Genomic DNA, 18,200 nt, shown 5'->3' on the forward strand with positions numbered 1-18,200 from the left:
AAGATATGGCGTTGGCCGGCCCGGGCTTTATGATGTCCGGCCAGCGAACTGTGGGGTTTTGCCATAGGAGAGGCAAGGCTCTGACATGAACAGGCGTTCGGCAAGAAAATCGACGAGAACGCGCACCTTCGGCGACAAATGCCGACTGGATGGCCAGAGCAGGTTGAACTGACCGGGCGCGTCGAGATGATCGAGAAGCAGGGGAACGAGATCGCCGGAACGGAACGGACCCTCCGCCAGAAAATCCGGCATGCAGCCGATCCCCAAATCGCGCATCACTGCGCCACGCAATGCTTCCATATTGTTGCAGGTCAGCACGTAGCGAAGCCTCGGTTCCGGTTCACCTTCTGGCCGGCGCAGCGGCCACGGCTGTATCTTGCCGCTATTGGGGTAGCGGAAGCCGATGCTGGCATGATCGGCAAGATCACGCGGACAGCCAGGTGTGCCGTGGCGGGCAAGATAGGCAGGCGTCGCCGCCAGCAACAGGCGGAAAGGCCGGAGTGCGCGCACCATCAACCGGCTGTCCGGCAACTGGCCGCTGCGAATAGCGACATCCACCCCTTCCTCGATCAAGTCAACGATGCGGTCATTGAAATCGAGATCGAGCGTGATGTCGGGATAGAGGGCCATGAAGTCGGGGATCACCGGCAACAGCAGATGATAGGCGATGATCGGGCAGGACATACGGATGACGCCGCGCGGCGCTTCGCGGGTGCGCATCAGGCTTTCATGCGCATCGTCGAGGTCGTCGAGAATATGCCGACATCGTTCGTGAAAGGTCCGTCCCTCCTCCGTCAGCCGAAGACTGCGGGTGGTCCTTTGGAAAAGCCGTACCTGGAGTTGAGCTTCCAGCTTACTCACAGCCTTCCCGACGGCTGAGGGCGACAGGCCCAGTACCCGACCGGCTGCGGCAAAGCTGCCAAGATCGGCAGTTCGAACAAAGGCCGAGAGGCCCGCGAGACGGTCCATCAAACACTCCTATTCAAGACTTTTATTCCTGATTGATCGGATATGATTGGAGCTTATCGCACATTCGAGCGCAAGTATATTGGTTGGCGACGGTTTCACCCGTGATCAATGACGCCTGTTTTTCAGGAGGATAGTTTATGCAACCCCGTATCTCTGCGCGCCCCCACACGCATCCCTACCTTGCTTTGCTTGCCGTCTGCCTGGCAGCCGCAGCCATGCCACTCACTTTCACCGGCACGGCAGTCGCGCTTCCATCGATCGCGCAAGCGCTTGATGCCTCGCCCGTGGCAACCGCGTGGGCCACCAATGCCTTCATGCTGACCTTCGGTTCAACCCTGATGGTGGCAGGCGCACTGGCCGATAGTCTCGGCCGCCGCCGCGTCTTCTTGTTGGGTGCGGCAAGCTTCGCGCTCTTCTCGCTGGCGCTCACCGTGGTGCCTGATATCTTGCTCTTCGATCTGCTTCGCGGTGGCCAGGGTCTTGCGGCCGCGGCCGCCTATGCCGGCGGCGCCGCAGCACTTGCACAGGAATTCAATGGAGCAAGCCGCATGCGGGCCTTCAGCGTCCTCGGTACAAGCTTCGGCGTCGGTCTTTCCCTTGGTCCGGTGGTTTCGGGTGCGATGATTGAAAGCTTCGGCTGGCGCAGTATCTTCCTCGCTGTGGTGCTCCTCACCTCGCTTTCCTTCCTGATCGGTTACAGGGTCCTGAAAGAGAGCCGCGACCCCGCTGCGGGAAGATTGGACTGGCGGGGTGCGCTTGGCTTCACCACCATGCTCACCCTGTTTACCTACGGCATGCTGCTGGTTCCCGAACGCGGCTGGAGCGACGGCCTGGTCGTCGGCGCCTTGATTGGCTCTGCGGTCTGCCTCGTCCTGTTCATCCAGATCGAAAGAACGGTAGCGCGGCCAATGCTCGATCTCTCGCTCTTCCGCTATCGCCGTTTCGTCGGTGTCCAACTGCTCGCGGCAGCGCCTGCCTATGGTTTTGTGGTTCTTTTGGTTCTGCTGCCGCTGCGCTTCGTCGGCATCGAAGGAATGGGAGCCATTGCGGGCGGTGGATTGATGATCGCTCTCTCCGCGCCGCTTCTGATACTGCCGATCGTCGCTGGTTGGCTAACACGCTGGCTGCGTCCCGCCACTTTATGCGGCACCGGACTGATCTTGACAGCCTGCGGCCTGGGCTGGCTTTCCACCTTGCCATCCGGCACCCCGGCGGCTCTGCTCCTATTGCCGATGTTGATGATCGGCACGGGGATCAGCCTGCCATGGGGTTTGATGGACGGTCTTGCCGTTGACGTGGTTCCCAGCGAGCGTGCGGGTATGGCGATGGGCATCTTCTCCACCGTCCGGGTTGCCGGGGAAGGAGTGGCCCTTGCCGTCATCGGCGCCATTCTCTCGTTGTTGATCGCCGGACGCCTCAGTGCTGCAGGTCTCCAAGGTTCGGCACAAACGGCAGGCCAAAACCTTGCCATCGGCAATCTCGAAGGCGCGCTTGCCGCACTGCCCGGCTCCACGGTCAGCCAACTCCAGTCGCTTTATAGCCAGGCTTTCTCGTCCGTGCTGATCCTGTTGTCGGCCATCACCACCATCACTGCCATCGTCGTTTTTCTGTCCCTGAACCAGGCGAAAGACGAGGCAGTCGCGGCAAAGGCGTTATAGTACCTCTACCGGACAACGCCCCACGGCCAATGACGGCGCGCAACTTCGCACTTGCGCGCCTTCTTCTATCTTGGGAGAACACCATCGACACCCCGTTAGAGGGCACCACAGGTCGAGTACATCATGGCAATATCCCATCATCAGTTCCCTGCGCCGGAAAATCCCTGGGACAACGGCCCAGCCATTCGTAAGGAACGCATGACCATTCTCGGCAGCCTGGACACGAAAAGCTTTCTGCCCTGGATCGACCGCCATGCCGCCAAGCTCGGCCTGAAGCAGCGCATCTCCCATGCCGACCAGGCACGCATCGAACTGCTCCTCGCAGGGCCTATAGAGCTGATCGACGCTATGGAAATGGGCTGCTCCTTGGGACCCATTACCGTCTGGGTGGAGGATATTCAGCGCGCTGAAGCTGTAGACGATACCGTCTAAACAGCCGGTGATGGAAAAGCAGAGATAGGCATCAAAAAGAGTGTTTGCGTAAATATCAGCCACAGTTGCAAGTGCGAAAATTTTATGCAAACGTGCCCAACATGTCGCGCGGCTTTGCCCGCTGACGCCTTCTCTGTGCAGGGGCCAAGCCTCTCAAATCACTCGGAACTTTGAAATGCCTCAGAATATTGCCCCCGCCTGGATACCGGTCGCGTTGTCGACGGATTTGCCGGTGGCATCGGTCATTCCCGCTCGTCTTACATCTGCATCCCTCGCGATTTGGCGCGCTCAAAGCGGCGCTGTCTCTGCGGTCGCCGACCGCTGTCCACATCGCGGCATGCGGCTCTCGCACGGTTTCGTTCGTGGCGAAGCCTTGTCTTGTATCTATCACGGCTGGCGTTACGGAAAATCCGGCAACTGTCTTGCCATTCCGGCCCATCCCAGCCTGACGCCGCCTGAGGCAATCCGCGTCGCGACCTATCGGGCTGGCGAGCGGGACGGCGTGATTTGGGTATCGGCAGAAGAGGTCGCGGCCGACATGCCGTCGAATGAGGGCTTCGTCGGGCTGCGCAGTATCACGCTGTCAGCGACAGCCGAAACGCTTGCCGCCTGTATCGGCGCCGACCTTATAGAGGACGCCATCGATTGGGCGATCGACGGAATGAAGGCACGCCTGCTGACTGCGCCTTCGGGAGAGGATGGCGCGCTGCTTGCTCATCTATTGGTCGACAGCAGCGCGACGAAAGTACAGAAAATTGCCGCATCGACCGCATTGGAAACACTGCGCCGTCAGGCCGAGGCCGCTGCCAACCGGGGAGAAGCCGCATGAGCCGCGACGCGATGATCGACCAATGGTATCCTGTCGGCTTGATCAGCCGGCTCTTGTCCGACGGGCAAGAGACGCTGCTGATGGGCGAAACGATCCGTGTCTCCCGCAACGGCGAAGGTAAGGCCGAGGTCGCGACGGCCGATGGCCGCGCTCTTCCCGTAACAGAACGATATGGTCACGTCTGGTCTTCTCTAGGCGTGCCTGAAAAACCGCTTTTCGATATTCCGGAAGCCGAACAGCCCGGCCGTCGTCTGGTCGATGTCGGTGTCGTCCGCGTTCGCTGCTCGCCGCTGCGCGCCGTCGAGAACTTTCTCGACATTGCCCATTTCCCCTTTGTCCACACTGACATTCTTGGCTCCGAACCCCATACGGAAGTGGAAAACTACAAAGTCGAAATCCGCGAGGACGCGGACGAGGTTTGGGCAACGCAGGTGCAATTCTATCAGCCGCAGGCAGCAAAGTCGGCCAGCGGTGGCATCACGACGGAATATATGTACCGCGTGCCCGCGCCCACCTGCTCCGTGCTCTACAAGACCTGCCCACCGAAGCCTGGCGAATGGGACGTGATCACGCTTTTCGTCCAGCCGCTGACGGAAGAACTCTGTGATGTGTGGCCGTGGATGGCGCTTTACGACGATGAGACGCCAATGACCGATCTCATTCACTTCCAGCAGATGATCTTCCTGCAGGATCGCTCGATCCTCGAAAACCAGATCCCGCGCCGCCTGCCGCTCGATCCCGGCATGGAAATTCCCACCCGCGCGGACCTCACCTCCGTCGCTTACCGCCGCTGGCTGAAGCGCCACGACTTCACCTATGGCGCACAGCTGGTAGCCCAATGATCCTTTACGACTACATCCTCTCGCCAAGCTGTTACAAAGCGCGCCTCATGGCAGCACTCACCGGCCTCAAACTGACGCTGCGCGCCGTCGATTTTCATCCGGGCGCGGAACATCGCGGCCCGGAATTGCTGGCGCTGAACCCGGCAGGCTCGATCCCGATCCTGGTGGATGGCGATCTGGTTCTGACCGAATCCTCTGCGATCCTCGTCTATATCGCGGGCAACGCTGCCCCCGCATGGCTTGGTACCGGCGAGCCTTCCACAGCCGCCCGTATCCAACAATGGCTCGCCTTCTCAGCCCGGCTGACGGCCAGCCTTGGTGGGGCGCGCTTGCATGAGATGCTGCATCGTCCGGGCGATATCGACACCTTGCGCGCCTCGGGCGTGATTGCGCTTCGGGAACTGGAAGCCGCCCTCTTCGAGCAAAGGCTGAAAGGAGAGGCTTTACTCGTCGGCAACACGGCAACCGTCGCCGACATCGCCTGCTTCCCCTATGTGGCGCTCGCACCCGATGGCGGGGTATCGCTCGATTCCTACCCCTCCATCCGCCTGTGGATGCGTGCCATCCGATCGCTGGAAGGCTTTATCGAGATGCCAGGCATCCACCGTCTGCATGAGCTGAAGCCGGACCCGCATGAGACGCCAGCGTTGACCGAAACGGCAGAGGCGTAAAGCGTATGGCCGGACATCTTTTAAAAAACTGTGCTGCTGTGATCGTCAATGACGGCACCGGCATGTCCGTACGCCGCAATGTCGATCTCCTGACGGACGGTCCCGCAATCAAGGCCATCGGCGAGAATCTTGCGAGCGGACCGATCCCAGAGGGCACGGAAATCACCGATGCCAGCGGCTGGTTCGTTTATCCGGGGCTCGTCAACACGCATCACCATTTCTTCCAGTGCTTCGTGCGCAACCGCGCCGATCTCGACTGGACGAAGCTTTCGGTCATCGAGTGGCTCGATCGCATCTATCCGATCTTCTCGCGGCTGACAGAGGACTGCTTTTATCACTCCTCCGTCACCGCCATGGCCGAGATGATCAAGCACGGCTGCACCACTGCCTTCGATCATCAGTATAATTTTCCTCGTCATGCCGGTAAGAGGCTGATCGACCGGCAATTCGAGGCCGCCGATTTGTTTGGCATGCGCTTCCACGCCGGTCGCGGCGGCAACTCGCTGCCCAAGTCGGAAGGGTCGACCATACCCGACGAGATGCGCGAGACGACGGACGAATTCATCGCCGACTGCGCCCGGTTGATCGAGACCTATCATGAGGCCTCGCCCTTCAGCATGCGCCAGGTGGTGGTCGCACCCTGCCAGCCCGTCAACAGCTATCGCGAGACCTTCGTGGAGTCTGTTCGTCTTGCGCGTGACAAGGGCGTCCGGCTCCATACCCATGTCGGTGAGGGTGAGAGCGACGTGATCCTTGCCCGCCACGGGCTGCGCACTGTCGATTATCTACACGAGATGGGTTTTGCCGGACCGGACACCTTCTACGCCCATTGCTGGGAACTGACCCACGACGAGTTGCGCACCATGGCGGCGTCGGGAACGGGCGTGGCCCATTGCCCCGAGCCGGTCTATCTCGTCGGCGCGGAAGTGACTGACATCCCGGCCATGAGCGCCTTCGGCGTGCCGGTGGGTCTCGGTTGCGATGGCGCTGCCTCCAACGATAATTCCAACCTCATGCACTGCATCCATTCCGCCTATATGCTGCAATGCCTGGCGGCCTCGACACGCGCTCATCCTGTGCCAGCACCAGCAGACTTCCTCGGCTATGCGACCACAGGCGGGGCGCAGCTTCTCGGCCGCACCGACATCGGTCGGCTTGCACCGGGCATGGCCGCCGATCTTTTTGCCATCGATACCCGCCGCATGGATTATGTCGGCACCCGACATGATCCCTTGAGCCTGATCGCCAAGGTCGGCATCGGCGCGCCGACGGATATGACCATGATCGATGGCCGTGTGGTGTGGGCAAAGGGCGAATTTAGCGGTCTGGATGAAGGAAAACTTTTTGCCGACGCAGAAGCGGCGCTTGCCACCATTAATTTCTGAAACAACACAACCGACAAGGGGAACCATCATGATCAACGCACTCAATCGCCGCACGCTGCTGAAGGGCGTCGCACTCACAGGTCTTGCCAGCGCCGTTGGCGCGCGTGCCACACTTGCAGCGGATAAGCCGCTCGGCATCGCACTTGTCGTGCCCTCGCCCATTGGCGACGTGGGCTGGGGCCATGCGCTCGCCGCCGGTCTTGAGCCGGTCAAAGCGGCCTATGGCGACAAGGTGAAAGTCACCATTCTGGAAAACATTCCCGAAGGTCCCGATGCCGACCGTATCATGACCAAGACCGTTGCCGATGGAAACAAGTTCCTGATTGCCGGCTCCTTCGGCTATCAGAACGGTGCGCTGCAGATCGCCCGTCGCAACAAGGACGTCAGCGTGTTGCACGCGTCCGGCTTCCAGGTCGCACCGAACTTCTCGCCCTTCGCCGCCAAGTATTTCCAAGGCACCTATCTGATGGGCATGGCGGCTGCCGCGCTGACGAAATCCGGCAAGCTCGGCTCGGTCTCGGCCTTTGCCATCCCCGAACTCATCACCTCCATCAATGCGTTTACGCTGGGTGCCCAGTCCGTCAAACCAGATATCGAAGTTTCCGTTGTCTGGGTGAACTCCTGGTTCGATCCAGCAAAGGAACAGGAAGCCGCCAAGGCGCTGATGTCGCAAGGTTGCGATGTGATCTTCTCCAACGCGCAGGACACACCATCCGTCATCTCCGCCTGCGAGGAAGCCGGCGTCTACGCCTTCAACCTCAATTCCTCGATGAAGAGCTACGCGCAGAAGACCTATCTCGGTTGCGTTGCGACCGACTGGTCCCCCTACTTTCTGGCGCAGGTTAAGGCGCACATGGACGGCACTTTCAAGGGCGCGAATGCCTTCCTCGGCATGTCGGACAAAGTGGTCAAGGTCGTGGACTGGAACCCCAGCGTTCCGGCCGACACCATGACGAAAATCAACGAGACCGAAGCGAAGATTGCCGATGGCAGCTTCTCGCCCTTTACCGGCCCCATCACCAAGGCGGATGGCTCGGAAGGCGTTGCAGCCGGCAAGACGCTGACGGACAAGGAGATCATGGCCATGGATTGGCACGTCAAGGGCGTCACCACGCCTCTGCCGAAGTGATCGCTCATGGCTGAGACGACCCTGCCCGCATCGGCAGACAGTGAACGGGCAAAGGCACCCCTGCTTTCGCTGCGTGGCCTGTCGAAAAGCTACGGCCAGATCCGCGCCAATCAGGCGATCGATCTGGACGTGGCGGACCATTCGATCCACGCCATTCTCGGCGAAAACGGCGCGGGCAAATCCACGCTGATGAAGCTGATCTATGGTGTGGAAACGCCGGATGAGGGCACTGTGACATGGCGAGGCGAGCCGATCCGGCTTGCTTCGCCCGCCGAGGCCCGCCGCCAGGGCATCGGCATGGTCTTTCAGCATTTCTCCCTCTTTGAGACGCTGACGGTGGTCGAGAACATCTCGCTCGTCGTGCCAGGAAAGAAGAGCGATCTCGTCGAGCGGGTGCGCTCATTGGGACGCGACTTCGGCCTGGAGGTCGATCCGCTGGCCCATGTGCATGCGCTCTCGGTCGGCGAGCGACAGCGGGTCGAGATCATCCGCTGCCTGATGACCGACCCCAAGCTCATCATCCTCGACGAACCGACCTCGGTGCTGCCGCCGCAATCGGTCGAGAAGCTTTTCGAGACGTTGAAGCGCCTGCGAGATCGCGGCGTCTCCATCCTCTTCATTTCCCACAAGCTTGAAGAAATTCGGGCGATCTGCGACCGCGCCACCATCTTGCGCGGCGGAAAAGTGACCGGCCACGTGGATCCGCGTGAGCACGATGCCCATGATCTTGCCCGTATGATGATCGGGCGCGACATGCCGGAGATCAAGGCTCCGACGGTCGTGGCGACCGGCGAAAAGCGCCTCGAACTGATCGGCCTCGACTACGAGCCGGACGATCCCTTTGCTGTGCCGCTAAAGCGCGTCACGCTGGAGGTGAAGGCAGGAGAAATTCTCGGGCTTGCCGGCATTTCTGGGAACGGACAAGCGGAACTCTCGTCTATCATTTCGGGCGAAACGCGTCTTGGCCGTGAAGCGAAGGACCGCATCTTCATGATGGGCGAGGATGTCGGTGGCCTCGATGCCGCTGCCCGTCGCAGGCTCGGCTTTGCCTTCGTGCCGGAAGACCGCCTCGGCCGTGGTGCGGTGCCAGAGCTTTCGCTCACCTTGAACGGTCTCCTGACCGCCCATCCGCTCGGCCTGCTGAAGCACGGTCTGATCGACCACACCGGTGCCAAGACGTTCGCCGAGACCTGCATTCGCGATTTCGATGTGCGGACACCTGGACCAGACGCAGAGGCCGGCGCGCTTTCAGGCGGCAATCTGCAGAAATTTATCGTGGGCCGGGAGATCATGCTGGGGCCGAAGCTCCTTTTCGTCGCTCAGCCGACGTGGGGCGTGGATATCGGCGCCGCCATGGCGATCCGGCAAAGACTGATCGCGTTGCGCAATGCCGGCATGGCGATCCTCGTTATCTCCGAGGAAATCGAAGAGCTCTTCGAAATCTGCGACCGCATTCAGGTGCTGAATGCCGGTACGCTCAGCCCGTCCCTCGTGACGTCCGAAACGCGTATCGAAGATGTCGGCCGCTTTATGATTGGCGCCGACGCTGCCACTCCTTCCGAAAACCCCGCTGCTGGAAAGCTGTCCGCATGAGCGCCTTCCCTCATTTCGTTCGGCGCGAACGTGCCTCGCTGAAGGCGACCATACTGGCGCCGCTTGCGGCGCTCGCGATTGCCACGCTCATCAATCTCGCGCTTTACGCCGTCATGGGTAAAAGCCCTGGTGCCGTGTTCCATGCCATGCTGCTGGAGCCGTTCCTCTCCTGGGCAGCCTTCTCCGAAGTGCTTTTGAAAATGGGACCGCTGCTCGTGATCGCGCAGGGGCTTGCCATCGGCTTTCGCGCCAAGGTATTCAATATCGGCGCCGAAGGACAGTTCATTCTCGGCGCAATCTTCGCCTCCGCAATCCCAATCTATTACCCGGAAGCAACCGGCGGCTGGATCTGGCCAGCCATGCTTCTCTGCGGCGCCATCGGCGGCGCGCTCTGGGCCGCGGTTACCGCTTTCTGGCGGGTGCGGCTCAACGCCAACGAAATTCTCGTGTCCTTGATGCTGAGCCTGGTTGCCGCACAGGTACTCAACTATCTGCTGCTTGGCCCCTGGAAGGATCCAAACGGCTTCAACTTCCCGCAATCGGTGATGTTTCAATACGACGCCATGGTCCCGACCCTGATCGAGGGCACCCGGGTCAACTGGTCGTTTCCGCTCACCATCCTCTTTTCTCTGGCCGCTTATGTCTTCATGCAGAAGAGCTTTCTCGGCTACAAGCTGCAGGTCGGCGGCCTTGCCCCCCGCGCGGCCGACTATGCCGGTTTCAGTCAGGGCCGCGCCATCTGGCTCTCGCTGCTGATTGGCGGCTTTGCAGCGGGTCTTGCGGGAGCGGCAGAAGTGGCGGGCCCGATCGGGCAGTTGCAACGCTCGATTTCCACCGGCTACGGCTATGCGGCCATCATCGTCGCCTATCTCGGCGGACTGCATCCGATCGGCATCATCCTGTCTTCGCTCGTCATGGCAGTGATCTATATTGGCGGTGACAATGCCATGGTCTCCGCCGAACTGCCGATTGCAGCAGTGCGCGTCTTCCAGGGGAGCCTGCTCGTTACCTATCTCATCGCGGTCGCCTTCGTCCGCTACCGCCTCGAATGGCCGAAAACTGCAGATCGGAAAGTGGCATGAACGCGGTCGATTTCATCCTCTCCGGCATGCTGGCGGCGGCAACGCCCTTTCTGCTGGCGGCGCTGGGCGAACTCGTTGTCGAACGCGCAGGCGTCCTCAATCTGGGTGTCGAGGGGTTGATGGCACTTGGCGCCGTCATCGCCTTTATCGTCGTCTATCACGGCGGCGGTCACATGCTGGCTTTCATGGCGGCGGGCTTTGCCAGCGTGGTGCTATCCCTCATCTTCGCACTGGTTGCGCTTGGCTTCCGCGCCAACCAGGTCGCAACCGGCCTTGCCATCGGCATTCTGGGCCAAGGTCTTTCGGCGCTCTTCGGCAAGACCTATGAAAGCCTGACGGTCAGGGGACTGCCGAAACTTGCCATTCCCGGCCTGTCCGATCTTCCCATCATCGGCGGTCTTTTTGTACAGGATATCGTCGTCTGGCTGTCGCTTTTCCTGACACTTGCCATCTGGGCGGGATTTGCCTTCAGCAAAACCGGCCTCGTGATCCGTGCGGTTGGGGAAAATCCGAAAGCCGCACATGCGATCGGCTATTCGGTCATCGGTGTCCGTGTCGCGGCGATCGCCTTCGGTGGTCTTCTGGCAGGCTTCGCCGGCGCCTATGCCTCTGTGGTCTATACGCCGCTTTGGGCGGATGGCATGATTGCCGGACGTGGCTGGATCGCGATCGCGCTCGTTGTCTTCGGCACATGGCTGACGGGACGCATCTTCCTCGGAGCATGCCTGTTCGGCGCAGTGTCGCTGATGAGCCTTGCGGCACAGGCAACCGGCGTGGAACTGCCGTCGCAGTTCCTCTCCAGCCTGCCCTATCTCGTCACCATCATCGTGCTCGGCATCATTTCCGCCAACAAGCGGTTGTTGAAACTGAACGGTGTTGCCTCGCTTGGGGAGCCTTTCGAGCGATAGTCTGAGCGCCCAGCTCAGACACTGCCTTTGGCAAGATCGCGTAGACCTCTCGGCAGGTTGTTCATGCATTGCGTGCCGTTCGGCGTGACCAGAAACTGATCCTCGATCATCAGCGCTCCAAAATTCTGGCCGTAAAAGGGCGCTTCCAACGCAACGACCATATCCGCCTCGATGATCTCCGAATTGCCTGAGGAAAAGAACGGCCATTCTTCAATACCCACACCGCCACCGACGGAGTGCCCGAAGTGTCCGCGATAATATTCGCCGAAGCCATCGCGCCGCATTGAGCGGAGCATGGCGTCATGCACCGAGCCGAAAGTGTTGCCGGGGGTGATCTCATCCAGCCCCGTGTGAAATGCGGTCTCAAGCGCCTTGAAGATATCCTGCGCCAATGGCGATGCCGGACCATAGGTTACGGTGCGCGCGCCATCGGACGAATATCCATCAACGAGGGTGCCGACATCAGCCTTGATCAACGCGCCAGGCGTCACCTTCGCAGCGCCATTCGACAAGTCCGGCCCGACAGAGATGTAGTCCCACTGTCCACTCAGCGAGAAGCCACCTGTGGCCGCCGCTTCCTGCGCGCCCGTTTTCCACGCTGCAGAGAGGCTTGCGACCGAAGTTCCAAGCGAGACGGCTTCCATCATGCGCATGAGGCCAGCCTCCGCCGCCATGGCCGCGTGCCGGAGTCGTTCGATTTCACGGGGCGTCTTTATGGCGCGCAGGCGCCTCAAAACCAGGGAGCCATCGACCCAGCGGATTGAGGGAATAGACGTTTTCAAAGCCTCGAAATCGGCAGCGGGCATGAACTCGAGATCGACCCCGATCCTCGCAGGGCGGAGACCCTTCTCCTGCAACAGATCGGCCAAGAGATGGAAGCATGCAGCCCGATCGAAGGTTTCCGGTCTCGGCCCCCCAACGCCTGAACCTCGATACGCGCCATCGATGCCGGAAATCGTGTCTACGCCCGACAGATCGACCCCATCGATCCAGATGCGATGTGTGCGGACGTCAACGTCTGGAGCCCGCTGCAGTACCACGGGTGCCGCATGATCGCTGACGATCGCCGCAAGCGAAAGCTGTGCATCACTCGGCACCAGTGCGATCGCAGCCCCCGCCCTGCCCCACATGGTGGCGACACCCGCAGTTGCTCCGATCGCATATTGAAACGCTTCCGGCTGGAAAAGAACCAATGCATCAAGGCCAGCTTCGCGCATCAACCGCTCCGCCCGTTTCCTGTCCAAATCGCTCAACGCTGCCTCCACGAAAATTCAATTCGGTTTAGCCAAGGCCAGTGGATGGCGCCAGTCGGATTTACGATTGCTCGGCTTATGCCGGGTCGAAAATGATGGGCTGTGGACGAACGAAGGTTCTTCGTCCGGCCTTCCAACCCGCAATCGCAGATGCCGACGAGCGGACAGCATGACGAGGATCGTCAGCGTCCAGAATGACGATATCGGCGGGACCCCCAATCCGTAATTGATGATCAATACCCAGAATAGAAGCGGCACGGGAGCTCACCATGGCAAAAACCTGGTCGATATCGTCATCCCGCGAAAGCTGCATCACATTGGCATAGAGATTGGCCATCCGCACAAGCGAGGCATCGCCGAAAGGCGTGAACGGGTTGAGCACATTGTTGGTGGCTACCGCGGTGCGGACGCCATCTGCCGAAAGGAGATGAGCCGGGGTGATACCACGCGGAATATTTGTCGTTTGCCCCCGCCCCATGAGAAAAAGATCCGTCGCCGGCAGGACGACCAGCGCGATGCCGGCCTCGGCAATTTGTCGAGCTATATGCGACCGATCCTCGGGCTCAAGAGCGGAGAGATTAGTGACATGCCCGATCGTGACGCGGCCCGCATAGGCGTTGGCCTTGGTTGCGGCAATCACCGCCGGAAGATCCGTCTTGGCGGGGTTGAGGCTGAAATCCAGATGGAAATCGACATCGACGTCGTGCTTCCTTGCGAGATCGAAGATGCGACGCACATGCTCCTCCGGGCGAGGATCAGTATAGGGACATCCGCCAACGAGGTCCGCACCGGTGCGAAGTGCTTCATCGAGCATGGCTTCCGTCTCTGGCTCCTGCGTCAATCCTTCCTGCGCGAAAGCGCAGATCTGGATATCGATGGCGTAGGCATAATGTTCGCGTACACGCTTGATCGCCGCGAATGACCGCATGCCCGCACGTGGGTCGATCTCGACAAAGGTTCGCATGCGGTTCGTGCCATGCATGATGGCTTGGCGCACGACGGAGCTTGCCCGCTCGAACACATCCTCCTCCGTGAAACGAGACTTAGCTTTCGCCGTTTCCCGCACGGCCTCCTCCAAAGTGCCTTCACAGATCGTGCAGCGCTCCAGGATGCAGGCCTTGTCCAGATGGACGTGACTATCGGCGAAGCCGGCGAAAGCAAATCGGCCTTCGAAATCCTCCTCTTCGACGGCGTCGCAGCGAATGTCGTGGCGCATGTCGACAATCAGCCCGTCGCGAATGGCGATATCGATGACGCCGGGCTGGTTGGCCGTCTGAACGTTTCGCAGAAGGAAATCGGCTCGCATGTCTTGCTTATACTCCCACTGCGCAGCCGTCGCTGCGCGGATCATGCGCACCATCGATCCACCCATCTTCACCGATCTTGATGACCCCTGCCTGACCCGCAAGCGCGCTGAGTTCTGGAATGGCGACGACACCATGGCCGTAGCTTGAAAGCGTATCGATCACGTCGGAGCCGACGGATTGCTCGATCTTGAGATTGTCCCGGCTGTCTGAAAAGGTGCGCCCAAGAAGAAAGCGCGGCGCCGACAATGCCGAAAGCGGATCAAGGCCGTGGTCAATCAATCGGCTGAGGAGCAATGTCAGCGTTTGCGGCTGACCATCGGCACCTTGCGTGCCGTAGAGGAACGCCGGTTTGCCATGGCGCAACGCGATACCGGGATTGAGCGTGTAAAAAGGCCGCTTGCCCGGCGCGATCACATTGGGGCTCTTGGGGTCTGTGCTGAATGCCGCGCCGCGGTTCTGCCAGAGGATGCCGGTATCCTCCAGCAGCACGCCGCTGCCCCAATCGTAATAGGTGCTTTGAAGCACGCTGGCAGAACGGCCTTGCGCATCCGTCGCCGCAAGAAAGACCGTGTCGCCAGTGCGGAAGGGTGCAGGCCAAGGCAGGGCGACATTGCGATCGATCTTCCGGGCCTTGGTGGCGAGAAAATCCTGCCCAAGCCAGGCGGCGCAATCCTGCTCGATAAACGCCGGATCGGCGATACCGCCCCGCTCCAAAAAGGCTTGTTTGATGGCTTCTGCGCAGAGATGATAGAACTGCGACGTATCCGGAGCGATGTCCTGCATTGCGAAGTTCGACAGGATGCCCATGATCGATAGGGTCGTGACGCCCTGGCTGGGCGGCGGTGGGGCCAGAAGCTCGACATCGCGATAGGCGAGCGACAGGGGCGCGGCCAGTGTCGCGAATGTCTTTTCCAGATCGCGCTTTCTGATCGGGCTTCCGGCGGCCTCAAGCCCGCTCGCAATCCGGTCAGCCACGTCGCCCTCGTAAAATGTCCTGTAGCCATGAAGGGCGATCTCTTCCAGAACAGCGGCCAATTGCGGCTGATGCTGGACACCTTCCTTCACGAAGAACCGGGAAACGCCCGGCCATCCATCGATTTCGTCTTTGCGAAACGCATGCCAATGCGCCTGCGACTGGCTGGCGGGAAAGCCGCCCGCCGCAAATTCTATGGCATCTCCGAGCAGGCTGGCAAAGCCTTCGGTGCCACCCCAATGGGTACGAGAATAGTCAAGCGCCTTACCCCAACTGTCGACCAGTGCCGCGGTCGTCAAGGTGGAGAGCGGCCCACGAGTGGGGATAACATCAAGCTTCGGCAGCGCCTCAGCCGCTTGCCCGATACCCATGATCGCGTCGCGTCGCCCTTCGCTATCGGCCACGATCCAGATGGCATCTCCGCCCAGCCCGCAAAAATGCGGATAGAGAACCGTCAGTGCCGCCCCCGCCGCAATCACGGCCTCGATCGCCGTGCCGCCCCGCCGCAACACCTTGGCACCCGCTTCGCTTGCAGCGCGATGTGGCGTCGTGACCATGCCATGACGCGACCTCGCGGCATGCGTGCTCTGCGGCAAAAGAGTGTTCTCGTTCGTCGCCATTCCGTACAGCCCTTACTCGGAGGCCGAGATGTAACGGCTGAGGATCTCGCTGATATCCGGACCGTCCTCCTCGTCATCCGCCTTGGCGCGATCTTCGACCGCATGCAGATGATGATCCATGATGTCGGTCGCAGCTTTCACGTCGAGGTTTTTCAGTGCCTCGATCAGCTGAATGTGCTCGTCGATACCGCATTCGGCCGAGTGCGGCCTGCCGAAACGCGCAAGGATGAGAGAAGACCGGGAGACGACCTGGATGATGAATTCGATCAAGAGCTTCGAGCCGGTCAACTCCGCCAGCAGAATGTGAAACTCGCCAGCCAATCGGATGGAACGCGGCGAGGATGCCCGCAACGCTCGCTCTTCTTCACGCACATGGCTGACCAAGGCATCGATGCCGTCCTTCGGCATACGCTTGCAGAGCCTGTCGATCACCTCTCGCTCCAGGCACCGTCGAAGCGCAAAGACTTCCACCGCCTCCTCCAGCGTCGGCATGGCGACGGCAGCGCCGCGGTTCGGTTTGATCTCGACAAGCCCATCCGAAGACAGCCGGACAAGGGCGTTGCGCGCGCTCGTGCGGCTGACGCCGAAGGTATCGCCAATCGAATCTTCCGGCAGCTTGGTGCCTGGCTTCAACGCTTGCTCAAGAATGGCGCGACGGAGCGAGGCGTAGATCGCATCGCTTCTGGTCAGATTGGTGGACATCGCTGCGAGACCCTGTTCGTATACATTTTAGAGGCATATTGCACAGAATTTGTATTTTAACCAGTCGATTTTATTGCATACAATTTTTAGCTTGATATTGCATACGAAGTTTCCTAGGTTGCCTCAAAAGCCGCACAGAACGGCCTCTCGACACGCTTTATGTCGCCAAATTTGGCCATACTTGAGAAAATCGTATGCAATAGAGGGAAGAATTTTGCTCGGATTGCATTCAATAAAAGGGGATCATCATGATAAGCAAACGCATACTGTTCGGGACTGGATTAGCGCTTCTTTCGCTCACCATGCCCGCCATGGCCAACACGCTGAAATGGGGCGCTTCGCGAGACATCAGCTCACTCGACCCATACTCCTACGGAGACAGTTTCGCGCTCGGCGTGCTCAATCATGCCTATGAAGGCTTGATGCGCTACAACCGCGATCTTAAGCTGGAACCGGCGCTTGCCACCTCATACGAAATCATCTCGCCCACCACATGGCGTTTCAAGCTTCGTGAGGGCGTCAAATTTCACAACGGCGCCGAGTTCACCGCTGACGATGTCCAGGCTTCGCTTTTGCGCGCCACCGACCCGAAGTCCCCACTGCGCGGCAACATTCCGGCCTACAAAGGGTCGCGCGTCATCGATCCACACACCATCGAGATCGATGTCACGGCCAACTACCCGCTGCTCCTGAACGACCTGACAACCATCTACATCTTCAACGCCAAATGGCTGAAGGACAACAAGGCGGAAGCCCCGACGGATGTGGGCTCCGGCACTGAAGGTTACGCGACCTATAATGAAAATGGCACAGGCCCGTTCAAGGTCGAAAGCCGGCAGCCCGACGCCAAGACGGTCTTCGTGAAATATGATGGCTGGTGGGACAAGCCTGAGCACAATATCGACCGGATTGAATTGACGCCGATTGCCTCCAGCGCAACCCGTGTCGCAGCACTGCTCTCCGGCGATATCGATTTTACCGATCAGGCGCCGGTCCAGGACCTGCCACGCTTGGAAGCAGCCGCATCGCAGGTGAAGCTTCTGGAAGGCACTGATCTTCGCACCGTGATGATCGGCTTCAGCCAGCGCGACACTCTGCTGTCCGGCGCGCCAAACCCGATGAAGGATCTGCGCGTCCGTCAGGCCATGCAGCTTGCAATCGATCTGGACCTCATTCAAAAACGCGTCATGCGCGGCAAGTCGCGCAATGCCGGCACACTGGTCGCGCCGCAGATCCCCGGCTATGACGCGGCACTCGACAGCCCAGTCAAGGCCGATCCAGAGAAGGCCAAGGCCCTTCTCAAGGAAGCCGGTGCAGAAGGCTTCGAATTCGATTTCAACTGCTCGGACACGCTGGTGAATGAAGAGCAGGTCTGTCAGGCGGTTGCCTCCATGTGGTCACGCGTCGGTCTCAAGCCGAAGCTCGATCAGGGGCCTCGCGCCGTGCAGACACCGAAGCGCTCGTCCGGCAAGGTCGATGTCTACACGCTCGGTTGGGCAACACTGCCGATGCTCGATGCCTACAGCCTCACCTCGCAGGTTCTCCACACCAAGGAAGGTTCCTTCGGCATATTCAACTGGGGTGGATGGTCAGACAAGGAGTTCGACAAGGTGACAGAAGCCTCGGCTGTGGAACTGGACCGGACGAAGCGCCTGGCCCTTTCGGCCGACGCCCTGAAGATTGCCAAGGACCATGCCCTGATGATCCCGTTGCACCAGCAGCCGCTGGCCTGGGCAACCAGCGCGAAAGTCAAGGATTTCCCGCTCTTCTCGGATAACCTTCCACGCCTCTGGCTGGTGAAAATGTAACAGCGCACGGCCCTCGCCGCGCAAAGCCGTCGCGGGGGC

Annotated in this window: 16 protein-coding genes; 11 read left to right on the top strand and 5 right to left on the bottom strand. The window is 60.2% G+C overall.

All coding sequences use genetic code 11. From position 1 onward, the window contains the following. Positions 1-27: 27 nt before the first annotated feature. Complete coding sequence (locus AC07U5_RS14445; RefSeq protein ID WP_112520351.1) at positions 28-969, bottom strand: LysR family transcriptional regulator; 942 nt, start codon at positions 967-969, stop codon at positions 28-30. A gap of 137 nt (positions 970-1,106) precedes the next feature. On the opposite strand from AC07U5_RS14445, the gene AC07U5_RS14450 reads away from it, so the two are divergent. The 10 genes from AC07U5_RS14450 (at position 1,107) to AC07U5_RS14495 (ending at position 11,498) form a co-directional block, all read left to right on the top strand. Further along, positions 1,107-2,627: an MFS transporter gene (locus tag AC07U5_RS14450; protein ID WP_112520352.1), complete on the top strand. Its 1,521-nt coding sequence runs from the start codon at positions 1,107-1,109 to the stop codon at positions 2,625-2,627. 123 nt (positions 2,628-2,750) lie between these two features. Then, entirely contained in the window at positions 2,751-3,059 is a 309-nt protein-coding gene (locus tag AC07U5_RS14455; protein WP_440612921.1) for an acylphosphatase, read from the top strand. 175 nt (positions 3,060-3,234) lie between these two features. Next, a complete protein-coding gene (locus AC07U5_RS14460; protein WP_112520353.1) occupies positions 3,235-3,888 on the top strand; it encodes a Rieske 2Fe-2S domain-containing protein in 654 nt (217 codons plus the stop codon). After that, entirely contained in the window at positions 3,885-4,730 is an 846-nt protein-coding gene (locus AC07U5_RS14465) for an aromatic ring-hydroxylating oxygenase subunit alpha (RefSeq protein WP_062597941.1), read from the top strand. The genes AC07U5_RS14460 and AC07U5_RS14465 overlap by 4 nt, the downstream gene beginning before the upstream one ends. After that, positions 4,727-5,401, top strand: coding sequence for a glutathione S-transferase family protein (locus AC07U5_RS14470; protein WP_112520354.1), 675 nt, complete (start codon positions 4,727-4,729; stop codon positions 5,399-5,401). The genes AC07U5_RS14465 and AC07U5_RS14470 overlap by 4 nt, the downstream gene beginning before the upstream one ends. A gap of 5 nt (positions 5,402-5,406) precedes the next feature. Next, positions 5,407-6,786 carry an amidohydrolase gene (locus tag AC07U5_RS14475; protein WP_112520355.1) on the top strand — a complete coding sequence of 460 codons (1,380 nt, stop codon included), beginning with the start codon at positions 5,407-5,409 and terminating at the stop codon, positions 6,784-6,786. A 31-nt stretch (positions 6,787-6,817) separates the two neighbouring features. Further along, a complete protein-coding gene (locus AC07U5_RS14480; RefSeq protein WP_494724246.1) occupies positions 6,818-7,915 on the top strand; it encodes a BMP family ABC transporter substrate-binding protein in 1,098 nt (365 codons plus the stop codon). 6 nt (positions 7,916-7,921) lie between these two features. Then, on the top strand, positions 7,922-9,508 hold the full coding sequence (locus AC07U5_RS14485; RefSeq protein ID WP_112520356.1) for an ABC transporter ATP-binding protein: 1,587 nt from the start codon (positions 7,922-7,924) through the stop codon (positions 9,506-9,508). Further along, positions 9,505-10,590 carry an ABC transporter permease gene (locus AC07U5_RS14490; protein WP_111846441.1) on the top strand — a complete coding sequence of 362 codons (1,086 nt, stop codon included), beginning with the start codon at positions 9,505-9,507 and terminating at the stop codon, positions 10,588-10,590. Before AC07U5_RS14485 ends, AC07U5_RS14490 begins: the two co-directional genes overlap by 4 nt. Then, positions 10,587-11,498: an ABC transporter permease gene (locus AC07U5_RS14495; protein ID WP_113225711.1), complete on the top strand. Its 912-nt coding sequence runs from the start codon at positions 10,587-10,589 to the stop codon at positions 11,496-11,498. The genes AC07U5_RS14490 and AC07U5_RS14495 overlap by 4 nt, the downstream gene beginning before the upstream one ends. 14 nt (positions 11,499-11,512) lie before the next feature. On the opposite strand, the gene AC07U5_RS14500 is transcribed toward AC07U5_RS14495, so the two are convergent. The 4 genes from AC07U5_RS14500 to AC07U5_RS14515 all read right to left on the bottom strand — a co-directional run bounded on the left by AC07U5_RS14500 (position 11,513) and on the right by AC07U5_RS14515 (position 16,353). Continuing rightward, entirely contained in the window at positions 11,513-12,751 is a 1,239-nt protein-coding gene (locus AC07U5_RS14500) for a M24 family metallopeptidase (protein ID WP_111846439.1), read from the bottom strand. A 76-nt stretch (positions 12,752-12,827) separates the two neighbouring features. Further along, positions 12,828-14,057 (bottom strand): amidohydrolase family protein, encoded by a 1,230-nt coding sequence (locus AC07U5_RS14505; protein ID WP_111846483.1) that lies wholly within the window; start codon positions 14,055-14,057, stop codon positions 12,828-12,830. A gap of 7 nt (positions 14,058-14,064) precedes the next feature. After that, a complete protein-coding gene (locus AC07U5_RS14510; protein WP_494723412.1) occupies positions 14,065-15,588 on the bottom strand; it encodes a gamma-glutamyltransferase family protein in 1,524 nt (507 codons plus the stop codon). 75 nt (positions 15,589-15,663) lie between these two features. Continuing rightward, on the bottom strand, positions 15,664-16,353 hold the full coding sequence (locus AC07U5_RS14515) for a GntR family transcriptional regulator (RefSeq protein ID WP_494723413.1): 690 nt from the start codon (positions 16,351-16,353) through the stop codon (positions 15,664-15,666). Between the two features lie 248 nt (positions 16,354-16,601). On the opposite strand from AC07U5_RS14515, the gene AC07U5_RS14520 reads away from it, so the two are divergent. After that, complete coding sequence (locus tag AC07U5_RS14520; protein ID WP_112520361.1) at positions 16,602-18,161, top strand: ABC transporter substrate-binding protein; 1,560 nt, start codon at positions 16,602-16,604, stop codon at positions 18,159-18,161. Positions 18,162-18,200 lie beyond the last annotated feature (39 nt).

This window comes from Agrobacterium sp. GW821-FHT02D03, from assembly GCF_059421725.1.

Coding starts and splice junctions, on each gene's coding strand:
- AC07U5_RS14460 (WP_112520353.1), top strand. CDS start 3,235: ATGCCTCAGAATATTGCCCCCGCCTGGATACCGGTCGCGTTGTCGACG.
- AC07U5_RS14455 (WP_440612921.1), top strand. CDS start 2,751: ATGGCAATATCCCATCATCAGTTCCCTGCGCCGGAAAATCCCTGGGAC.
- AC07U5_RS14495 (WP_113225711.1), top strand. CDS start 10,587: ATGAACGCGGTCGATTTCATCCTCTCCGGCATGCTGGCGGCGGCAACG.
- AC07U5_RS14450 (WP_112520352.1), top strand. CDS start 1,107: ATGCAACCCCGTATCTCTGCGCGCCCCCACACGCATCCCTACCTTGCT.
- AC07U5_RS14505 (WP_111846483.1), bottom strand. CDS start 14,057: ATGCGAGCCGATTTCCTTCTGCGAAACGTTCAGACGGCCAACCAGCCC.
- AC07U5_RS14520 (WP_112520361.1), top strand. CDS start 16,602: ATGATAAGCAAACGCATACTGTTCGGGACTGGATTAGCGCTTCTTTCG.
- AC07U5_RS14490 (WP_111846441.1), top strand. CDS start 9,505: ATGAGCGCCTTCCCTCATTTCGTTCGGCGCGAACGTGCCTCGCTGAAG.
- AC07U5_RS14515 (WP_494723413.1), bottom strand. CDS start 16,353: ATGTCCACCAATCTGACCAGAAGCGATGCGATCTACGCCTCGCTCCGT.
- AC07U5_RS14510 (WP_494723412.1), bottom strand. CDS start 15,588: ATGGTCACGACGCCACATCGCGCTGCAAGCGAAGCGGGTGCCAAGGTG.
- AC07U5_RS14470 (WP_112520354.1), top strand. CDS start 4,727: ATGATCCTTTACGACTACATCCTCTCGCCAAGCTGTTACAAAGCGCGC.
- AC07U5_RS14485 (WP_112520356.1), top strand. CDS start 7,922: ATGGCTGAGACGACCCTGCCCGCATCGGCAGACAGTGAACGGGCAAAG.
- AC07U5_RS14475 (WP_112520355.1), top strand. CDS start 5,407: ATGGCCGGACATCTTTTAAAAAACTGTGCTGCTGTGATCGTCAATGAC.
- AC07U5_RS14445 (WP_112520351.1), bottom strand. CDS start 969: ATGGACCGTCTCGCGGGCCTCTCGGCCTTTGTTCGAACTGCCGATCTT.
- AC07U5_RS14465 (WP_062597941.1), top strand. CDS start 3,885: ATGAGCCGCGACGCGATGATCGACCAATGGTATCCTGTCGGCTTGATC.